Annotated in this window: 3 protein-coding genes; all 3 read left to right on the plus strand. The window is 33.9% G+C overall.

The genetic code is table 11. The annotated features are described in order from the left end of the window. Positions 1-200: 200 nt before the first annotated feature. The 3 genes from I6U51_RS19815 to I6U51_RS19825 all read left to right on the plus strand — a co-directional run bounded on the left by I6U51_RS19815 (position 201) and on the right by I6U51_RS19825 (position 2073). Positions 201-455: a hypothetical protein gene (locus I6U51_RS19815; protein ID WP_211144302.1), complete on the plus strand. Its 255-nt coding sequence runs from the start codon at positions 201-203 to the stop codon at positions 453-455. Positions 456-541: 86 nt separating this feature from the next. After that, positions 542-724 (plus strand): hypothetical protein, encoded by a 183-nt coding sequence (locus I6U51_RS19820; protein ID WP_211144303.1) that lies wholly within the window; start codon positions 542-544, stop codon positions 722-724. Positions 725-762: 38 nt separating this feature from the next. After that, complete coding sequence (locus tag I6U51_RS19825) at positions 763-2073, plus strand: ISL3 family transposase (RefSeq protein ID WP_246517531.1); 1311 nt, start codon at positions 763-765, stop codon at positions 2071-2073. Positions 2074-2210 lie beyond the last annotated feature (137 nt).

Consider the following 2210-nt stretch of genomic DNA (forward strand, 5'->3'; position numbering starts at 1 on the left):
GTAAAAATTTAAAAAAATCTATAAAATTATGGCTCTTCTAATTTAGTTGTGGTGTAAATAAATGGTATGAAGGACAAGTATATAAGAACTTGCAGAATAGACTATTACGGTAGTCTATTTTTTATCGGTATAGTATTGACAAGTACGGTTATATACCGTACAATATAATTAAGAAATACATTATAGAGGAGGAAATTTTAATGTTAAATAAAAAAGAGTTGCAAACTTTAAGAAAATATTCATTTGGTAAATCAGATTTATTGCTAAAAGTAGGTGAAGATGCTGAAGGTAAGTTTTATATAAGACCTATTAGGTGGAGTGCTGGATATAATAAGTACGGAAAATTAAAAGAAGGGGAATGTTTAGCAAAATTTGATACAAAACAAGAGGCTGTAGACGCATTAATCAATATTTGTGGATATTCTAAAGGATTAGCCGAACAATTAAGTAGGTAACATAAGAACATTGCAAAACAGACTTTCAATTAAAGTAAAATGGTGGTACAATATTTGTACGGAAATAAACCGAAAGGGGTTTTAATGTGCCACGAATAGATATTAGAGATATTGATGACGATACAATGAAACAACTGGATGAACAGTGTAAGAAGTATGGTATCAGCAGTAGAGCCGATTATATTCGGCTCTTAATTAAGATGGATATACTGACTGATATAGTTCAAAAGATAAGGCAAGACAACGCCACAAATACAAAGGGGGATTAGGCTTGACAGTAGACTTTAAGGCTTTATTTGAGAAACACTTGGCACTTCCAGAATTCACTATAGTCGATTATAAAGAGAGTGAAACTACAGTACACTATCATATCGAGAAAAAGGAAAAACCTTCTGTATGCCCTGTATGTGGCGTTTATGAGCCACGATTAAGGGTGCATGGTAGTAGGGAACAGGATGTTAGAGATATTAACTTCAAAAACAAGTATACGGGCTTAATATTAAAGCGTAAGCGTTATAAGTGTATGGAGTGTAATAGCACCTTTATAGAGCCATGTGACAGCATACCAGAAAAGGCACGAATGACTTCAAGGTTAAGGGAATATATAGCACATGAGGCTAAAAGACGCCCATTTATTGATTTAGAACGTGAACTTGACATATCTAATGTTACCATTAGAGAAATATTCCTTGAAGAGATTAAAAGCCTTAAATCAGGGCTTGAAATTGAAACTCCAACATTCATAGGTATTGATGAAATTCACCTTGATAAGAACTATAAGGGGCGTAAAATCGCATGGGCTGTACTATGTAATGGTATTGACCATACGGTAATAGATATGCTTCCAAATAGAAACAAGTCAACCATTTTGGAATACTTAAAGAACCTTAAAAGCCCCTGGAATGTTGAGGTGGTAACAATGGATATGTGGCAACCATACAGAGACGCTGTATACACTTCTCTACCTAATGCAAGTATTGTAATAGATAGATACCATGTAGTTAAGATGGCTAATGAGGCTGTAGAAAAGTATAGAAAGTCCTTAAAGGAGCAATTAAAGGACAGGAACATAAATCTAAAGCAAGAGAAACATCTTTTCCTATACAAAGAAGAAAACCTTGACTGGACAAACAAGGTCTTTAGAGACGCTTGGTTTAGCGAGTTTCCCGAGTTTGAAACTGTGTACAGGCTTAAAGAGGACTTTTTCAAGATATACGATGTAGCCAAAGATAAAGACGATGGTATCAAAATGTATAAGGCATGGAAGAAATCTATTCCTAAAGGGATTACTGTGTTCAAAGACCTTATAACAAGCCTTGATAACTGGAATACCGAGATATTCAATTACTTTGATATTCGTGTAAATGACAAGAGGATAAACAATGCCTATGTAGAAGGTGCTAATAGTGCTATACGAAGAATTGAGGCTTTAGGAATTGGATATGACTTCGAGGTTATGAGAGCCAAAGTTATGTATTGTGTTGCTCATAAGATTGAAGTACCAGAGTACAATTCTGGTGTATTCCAGAATATGATGTACAATTCATGGCAAAGTCCAAAGGATTTTGGTGTGCCTTTTAATAATCTTATAAGAGCAATAAATGAAGGAAGGCTATAATGCTTTCCCTCATTTTTTATACTGGTAATTGTACCCACCACAATAAAATTAGAATAACCTTTTTATATTAGGATTTACCAAATTTGGTTTAAAAATGAGTGAAAATACTTGTGCAATAGTAGGACTTACATTTTTAG

Source organism: Clostridium aciditolerans, assembly GCF_016316925.1.
In the GTDB taxonomy this organism is placed as follows: domain Bacteria; phylum Bacillota; class Clostridia; order Clostridiales; family Clostridiaceae; genus Clostridium_AM; species Clostridium_AM aciditolerans.

Bases quoted from the DNA above. Each gene is read 5' to 3' on its own strand.
- I6U51_RS19815 (WP_211144302.1), top strand. From the start codon at position 201: ATGTTAAATAAAAAAGAGTTGCAAACTTTAAGAAAATATTCATTTGGT.